This window comes from Amycolatopsis sp. NPDC102389 (assembly GCF_044765885.1).
Taxonomy (GTDB): Bacteria; Actinomycetota; Actinomycetes; order Mycobacteriales; family Pseudonocardiaceae; genus Amycolatopsis.
Genome location: NZ_JBIWKX010000067.1, coordinates 36,685 through 42,910 on the forward strand (window position 1 = coordinate 36,685; position 6,226 = coordinate 42,910).

5 protein-coding genes are annotated in these 6,226 nt (G+C 68.7%); 3 read left to right on the forward strand and 2 right to left on the reverse strand.

Annotated features, from left to right (window positions below; translation table 11 throughout):
- Positions 1–30: 30 nt before the first annotated feature.
- Both ACIRGA_RS35295 and ACIRGA_RS35300 read left to right on the forward strand, forming a co-directional pair.
- Complete coding sequence (locus ACIRGA_RS35295) at positions 31–867, forward strand: pentapeptide repeat-containing protein (protein ID WP_400949773.1); 837 nt, start codon at positions 31–33, stop codon at positions 865–867.
- Positions 868–1,100: 233 nt separating this feature from the next.
- Positions 1,101–2,660, forward strand: a complete 1,560-nt coding sequence (locus tag ACIRGA_RS35300) for a VWA domain-containing protein (protein WP_400949776.1) — start codon at positions 1,101–1,103, stop codon at positions 2,658–2,660.
- On the opposite strand, the gene ACIRGA_RS35305 is transcribed toward ACIRGA_RS35300, so the two are convergent.
- Positions 2,590–4,011: an amino acid permease gene (locus ACIRGA_RS35305; RefSeq protein ID WP_400949779.1), complete on the reverse strand. Its 1,422-nt coding sequence runs from the start codon at positions 4,009–4,011 to the stop codon at positions 2,590–2,592. The genes ACIRGA_RS35300 and ACIRGA_RS35305 overlap by 71 nt on opposite strands.
- A gap of 152 nt (positions 4,012–4,163) precedes the next feature.
- On the opposite strand from ACIRGA_RS35305, the gene ACIRGA_RS35310 reads away from it, so the two are divergent.
- The gene (locus ACIRGA_RS35310; protein ID WP_400949781.1) at positions 4,164–4,754 is read left to right on the forward strand and encodes a DUF305 domain-containing protein; all 591 of its coding nucleotides are present in this window, start codon (positions 4,164–4,166) and stop codon (positions 4,752–4,754) included.
- Here ACIRGA_RS35310 and ACIRGA_RS35315 read toward each other — a convergent pair.
- Positions 4,731–5,702: an EamA family transporter gene (locus ACIRGA_RS35315; protein ID WP_400949784.1), complete on the reverse strand. Its 972-nt coding sequence runs from the start codon at positions 5,700–5,702 to the stop codon at positions 4,731–4,733. The two genes, ACIRGA_RS35310 and ACIRGA_RS35315, sit on opposite strands and share 24 nt — an antisense overlap.
- Between the last annotated feature and the right edge of the window lie 524 nt (positions 5,703–6,226).

A 6,226-nucleotide genomic window follows, 5' to 3' on the forward strand; every position in this document is an offset into this window, starting at 1 on the left:
TGAAGGGGCCTTCGCGCGCATAATCGGCGCATGGTGATGCTGGGGGTCCATGTCGTGGCCGCGCTGGCGGGTGTGGCACTCGGCGTGGGGGCGATCTACGTCGTCCGTATGCTCATCGAGGGCGTCCGTCGCGACCAGCGGATACAGCCCGAAAACACGACGCCAGGGCTCCTGCGGGACGACTGGGAACGCATCGACGAGATGCTGGACAGCAAGGACGCCTCTGAGCGCCTCGAATGCTTCGCTCTGCTGGAGCGCTACGGGCGCGAAGACCCTCACTACCGAGAAGATGTCGTCTCGCTGGTCTGTACTTACCTGCGCAGACCTTTCGACTACCCGGCCGAGGACGAGAAGGAACTCGAGATCCGGCTCGCCGCGCAAAGGATTCTCTCGCGGCACTTTCGCTGGCCTCAGGGGGAGGCCCGGCCCCTCGAGTTCTGGGACCTCGACTACCTGGACCTGCGGGACACGGTGCTCGTCGAACCCGATTTCGGGGACACCGTCCTGGAGGACGCCGATTTCAGGGACAGCCTGATCGTCCGCGGGGACTTCCGCCGGACCCAGTTCCTGTCGTACGTCAACTTCGACAGGGCGTGCTTCACCGGCGACATCGACTTCCGCGCCGCCTCGTTCCCCAGGTACGCGACCTTCGTCGGCGCGATGTTCAGCGGGACGACCACCTTCGCCGACGCCGAGTGGGTACATGGTGCCGACTTCACCGACGCGCGAGTGGAGCAGCCCGGCGCCGCGCACTCATGGCCGTCACCTTGGCGTGCCTGGGCGACCTCGCCGGTCGCTCAGGCACGGCTCATCCCGATGAAGACCGGTTCGCGGCCGCCGTCATCAGCAGAGCGAAGGCGATCATGATCGCCTGACCGAACAGGGCGTTGCGGGCTTTGCGCTGTTCCGCACGAGTGGGCCGGTTCATCACGGATTCCCCTGGTTTCGAGTCTTTTCCTTACCAGGCAAGTGTTCCGTGGCCGGAGTCCGGGCACCTCCCGCCTCGGTACGGTTTCTCTACGCCGAAAGTCGTAGCCTTCCCCTAGGGGTGCTGTCGGCGTACCCTCGGACGCTCCTCGAGCCCCATGCCGGGAGAGCCGATGGGACGCCACGCCACCACCCGGACCCGAAGACGGATACTGCTCCCGCTGCTGGCGCTCGCGCTGGCGGCCGTGCTCGGCGCGGCGACCTGGGTGGCCGTGGCCATGGCGCGGTCCGAACCGGCCTGCGAGCCCGCTCGGGTGGTCGTCGCGGCGTCGCCCGACATCGCCCCCGCCGTCACTCGGGCCGCGGACGCGCTCGATCTCGCGTGTGTCGCTTTCGATGTCCAGCCCAGGGAATCCCTCCAGGTGGCGGACGAGCTGTCCGGAACGGCGCCCAAACCCCAGGCCTGGATCCCGTCTTCGACGCTGTTCTTGAGGCGCGCCAACGGGGTTCCCGTTTCCGGGCCGTCGATCGCGAGTTCACCGGTGGTGCTCGCGGTCGCCGAACCGGTCGCGCGAGGACTCGGCTGGCCCCGCAAGCCGCTGACCTGGCCGGAAGTGCTCGACGGCGGCGGCGTCGTCGCCGGAATGCCGGATCCCGTGCACGACCCCGTCGGAGTCTCCGCGCTCCTGGCACTGCGCGAGGCCGCGAAGGGCGCCTCGGATCCGGCGGCCGCGTACGTCGCCTTGCTCCGGAAGTTCGCTGCCGGCACAGTCGGCGCGACAGTCTTCCCCGCATCGGAGAACGCGGTGCTGCGGCACAATTCCGAGCTCTCCGAGGGTGAGACCGCGCTGGTGGCCGCGTACTCGCCCGCGGCTCCGGCGCTCGACTATCCGTTCGTCGAGATCGCGGGCGCGACCCCGCGGCAGGGCGAGGCCGTCGCCGAGCTGAAACGCGTCCTGCTCCGCGGCGCCGCGACCGGCACGCGGTCCGAGCTGCGCGCCCCCGGCGGACAGGCGTTGCGGCTGACCGAAAACGATCCGCGCGTCGCGGTGCAAGGGCAGCGCAGTACCGAGATCCCGGCCGCCACCGAGGTCGGCAAGGTGCTCAGCCAGTGGGCCGGAGTGAACGCGAGCGCCCGGGTGCAGGTCCTCATCGACGTGTCCGGTTCGATGAGCGCGCCGGTCCCGGGAACCGGGAAGTCCCGCCTGCGGCTCACGCTGGAGGCGGCGGAGAACGCCCTGCACTTGTTCAAAGCCACGTCACAGGTCCGTTTTCTGGCCTTCGCGACCAAAGTGGACGGTGAGCGTGACTACCGCGAGATCCTGCCGATGGCCCCCGTCGGGCAGCAGCTGGCGGCGGTCGGCCGGTTGCGCGCGGTCCGCGCCGTGCCGGACGGGCAGACCGGCCTCTACGACAGCGTCCTCGACGTCTATCGGCTGGCGCACAAGGAATGGGAGCGGGGACGGCTGAACCTCGTGATCGTGATGACCGACGGCCGCAACACCGATCCCGGCGGCATCAGCCGCGAAAACCTGGTGGCCGAGCTGGAAAAGCTGCGCGACCCGGACCGCCCGGTGCCGCTGATCGCCATCGGGATCGGCCCGGACGCCGACGAGGCCGAACTGGGGCAGCTCGTCGCCCCCGCCGGTGGCCAGGCCTTCCTCAGCCGTGATCCCGCGAAGATCGAAGAGGTGTTTTACGGCGCTCTCGCCCGGATCGCCGGCGCTGGATGAAGTAGACCCCGAGGATCACCGCCAGGCTGATCAGGCTGAGGTAAAGCTGGGCCCGCGTGTCCGCGTCCACGAACAACATCGACGCGACGACGGCCAGCGTTCCGGCGAGGGTGAGCCAGCTCAGCCACGGGTAACCCCACATGCGCAGTTTCAGCCGTTCCGGTGCTTCGGCCTCCAAGCGGCGCCGCATCCGCAGCTGCGAGCCGGCGATGATCGCGTAGACGAACAGCGCGACCGCGCCCGCGGAGTTGATGATGAAGTAGAAGATCTTGTCCGGGGACACGAAGTTCATCACCACGGCCACGTAACCGACCGAAGTGGACACCAGGATCGCCTTCCACGGCACGCCGCGCCGGTTCGTGTCCGCGATCCACCTCGGCGCCCAGCCGTTGCCGCGCAACGCGAACAACATGCGGGAAGCGGTGTACAGCCCCGAATTCAGCACCGACAGCACGGCGGTCAGCACCACCGCGCTGACCACCGTCTCGGCGGCGGGGATGCCGAACCGGCCGAACGCGGCGGCGAACGGGCTGGTCGTGGTCGGGATGTCGCGCCAGCCGGTGATCATCACCAGCAGCGTCACCGAGCCGACGTAGAACACGATGACTCGCCAGACGATCGACGAGGTCGCCTTGCGCACGGCGGTCTCGGGCTCACGCGATTCGGCGGCGGCGATGGTGACGATCTCCGCGCCGAAGTAGGAGAAGATCACGATCACCACCCCGTGCACCACCGAGAACGGGCCGTTGGCCAGGAAGCCGTCCTGCGCGATGTTGCCGACCGAGAACGATCCGCCGGGCCAGGCCCCGAGCACGAACAGGATGCCCACCACGAGGAACACCACGATGGTGGCGATCTTGACCGACGCGAGCCAGAACTCCGTCTCCCCGAACGAACGGGCCGAGGCGAGGTTGGTCGCGGTCAGCAGCAGCATCAGGACCAGCGAGAACATCCATTGCGGCACAACGGGAATCCAGGTCTGGAGGATCTTCGCCCCGGCGACGGCCTCGAACGCGACCACGCCGACCCAGAAGTACCAGTACAGCCAGCCGACGGTGAAACCCGCCCAGCCGCCGAGCGACGTCCGCGCGTACTCCATGAAGGACCCTTGTGACGGCGAAGCGGTCGCCATCTCGCCGAGCATCCGCATCACCAGCACGACGATCAGGCCGCCGATGGCGTAGGAGAGGACGGCCGCCGGGCCGACGGTGTGGATGACCGCGCCGCTGCCGATGAACAGGCTCGCGCCGATGATGCCGCCGAGGGCGATCATCCGGACGTGGCGTTGCCGCAGGTCCGGGCGCAGACCCGCCCGCTCGGTGGTGGTTTCCGGGGTGGTTTCTGCGCCCATTCGCGGTGGCCTCCTGTCGGAGTTGCGGTGGATCGCGGGATTGTCGCACCGCGGGGCCGGGAGGAAAAGTGTTTGCGCAACCCCAGGTGAACCGGCCGATGTGGACTCTGCCAACCTTGTGGCCTCCACCGCGCGTTCCGAGGAGCTCTTCGATGCCGCACGCCGTCCTCCGGTTCCTGCCCGCCGTCGCCCTGGCCGCCGTCGCGCTCGCGGGCTGCTCGGACGAGGCGCCCCAGTCGCAGACGGCGCCTCCCGAGTCGTCACCGGTGGCGCAGCAGGCCGCCGTTCCGTTCAACGACGCGGACGTCGCCTTCGCGCGACAGGCGCTCGCGCACCACCAGCAGGGTGTGGATCTGGCTTCCCTGGCGGAAACCCGCTCGGCGAACGAGCAGCTGAAGGCGCTCGCGAAGCGGATCATCGACACGCACGAACCGGAGATCGCGCGGCTCTCCGGGCTCATCGAGACGTGGGGGCAGCCCGCGCCGGACGACCCGAACCTCGAACACATCCAGCGCGACGGGTACATCGGCCCCGGTGACATGGCGGCACTCGCCGGACTGTCCGGAAAGGACTTCGACCGCCAGTTCGTCGCGCGGTTGCTGCGCCAGCGCGAGGCGGGCGTCCGCATCGCCGACGCCGAAACCCAGCACGGCCGCAACCCCGACGCCCGCGACCTCGCCGCCACGACCTCACGTTCGCAGCAGCAGGAGATCGCCGACCTACGGGGCTTCCAGCAGGGTTGAGTCCGTCTGGACCACGTTCGAATTCAGCTGCACGATGTACGCGCCGGTCAGCAGCACCACCGCGCCGGCGGCTTGAACCCAGCTGAGCGCCTCGCCCAGCAGCAGCCAGGCCGCGGCGGCGGCGATCAGTGGTTCCACCAGCCCGACGACGCTCGCCACCGACGCCGGGAGATGACGAAGCGCCGCCATGCCCGTCGCGTAGGCGAGGACGGTCGCGATCAGCACCAGCGCGATCAGCAACGACCACACCGGCGGCTCCCACGGCCCGAACGACGTCGGCGCGTCGAGGACGCCCCACGGAATCGTCCACGGCGGGGCGACCGCGCACACCAGGACCGCGCCGATCGTCATCCCCCAGGTGACCATGCCGAGCGGATCCCGGTCGGCGACGCCACGCTCCCCGAGGAGGAAGTAGCCCGCCGAACAGACGGCCGCGCCCAGCCCGGCGAGCAACCCGAGGACGTCCAGGCTGAGCCCTTCCCAGACCTGCGCGACCAGCACGAGCCCCGTCATCGCCAGCGCGATCCCCGCCCACATCGCCCTCGGCAGCCGCACCCGGCGCACGAACCGCACCCACAGCGCGATCAGCACCGGTGAGGTGAACTCGAGCAGGATCGCGATGCCGACCGGGATCCGGCCCGCCGCGAGGAAGTACATGAGCTGGACGCCCGCGACACCGAGCGAGCCGTACGCGAGCAGCAGCGGCCACTCGCCCTTCGTGACTTTGAGGAGCTTCGGCCGGAAGACGGCGACCAGCGCGAGCAGCACGATCGCCGACAGCCCGATGCGGATCGCCGCGACCTGCTCCGGGGACAGCCCGGCCTGCATCGCCGGTTTGCCCAGCACGCCCGAGGTGCCGAAGAAGAGCGCGGCCAGCAGGATCAGCGTGATGCCCCGGCCGCGACGCGCGACGTGCTGGCTGGGGGCGGCGGCGAGTTCGGCGGTCACGGCCGGAGGGTAGAGGCCGGATGACGGCGGGGCGACCCGTTTTCCCAGCGGCTGGTCTTCGGCCGGTTCTCGTGTTTCGGGTACCTACATCGCTCCTGCCGCGTAGATGCCAGACCTGGTCTGTGAAGGCCTCCTTGAGGGACCCAGAGTCCCTCAAGGAGGCCTTCACAGACTTGCGGGTCGCCACATTCGCCTCACGCGCACCAGCAGTCACAGCGGCCACGCGTGAAGGCGCCCTTCCCTCGGCTCAGCCGAGGAGACTCGACCTTCACACCATGCCGAGTACATGAAGGACTCCTTCCTTGCGTGAGGCGCCAGGGCCCGGCAAAGTCGTATGGCCGCTGGTCGGGTGAGCCGGGAGTGGCGATTCGGGTACCCGATTTGAGTGCTTTGCCCGGCTTTTCGATTGGGTCGTGGGTGGTTATTTTTGTTTTTTAGCAACTTATTAATAAACTACCAACCGGAAACAGACCAGTTAGGTAAATACGTCGGCCACAAATTACCGTTTTGGCACACAGCAAGGT

Excerpts from the sequence above, each read along its gene's own strand:
- ACIRGA_RS35295 (WP_400949773.1), top strand. The coding sequence starts at position 31 with ATGGTGATGCTGGGGGTCCATGTCGTGGCCGCGCTGGCGGGTGTGGCA.
- ACIRGA_RS35300 (WP_400949776.1), top strand. The coding sequence starts at position 1,101 with ATGGGACGCCACGCCACCACCCGGACCCGAAGACGGATACTGCTCCCG.
- ACIRGA_RS35305 (WP_400949779.1), bottom strand. The coding sequence starts at position 4,011 with ATGGGCGCAGAAACCACCCCGGAAACCACCACCGAGCGGGCGGGTCTG.
- ACIRGA_RS35310 (WP_400949781.1), top strand. The coding sequence starts at position 4,164 with ATGCCGCACGCCGTCCTCCGGTTCCTGCCCGCCGTCGCCCTGGCCGCC.